Here is a 267-nt window from a genome sequence, read left to right on the forward strand (position 1 = left end):
GCCTCCACGACGTCTTACCATCGCTTCACACTGGTCATGGGTAGATCACTCCGCTTCGGGTCCAGGACATGCCACTAAAAACACACTAGTTAGTATTCGCTTTCGCTACGGCTACCCCACCAGGGTTAACCTCGCGACATGCCGCTGACTCGCAGGCTCATTCTGCAAAAGGCACGCCATCACCCCAAAGGGCTCTGACGGATTGTAAGCACACGGTTTCAGGTACTATTTCACTCCCCTCACGGGGTACTTTTCACCATTCCCTCA

General features: G+C 53.9%; 1 rRNA gene. It reads right to left on the minus strand.

Going from position 1 to position 267, the window contains the following annotated elements:
* Positions 1-267: ribosomal RNA gene (locus QP997_RS09810) — 23S ribosomal RNA — on the minus strand; the annotation flags it as partial.

It is taken from the genome of Corynebacterium sp. MSK039 (assembly GCF_030232315.1).
In the GTDB taxonomy this organism is placed as follows: Bacteria; Actinomycetota; Actinomycetes; order Mycobacteriales; family Mycobacteriaceae; genus Corynebacterium.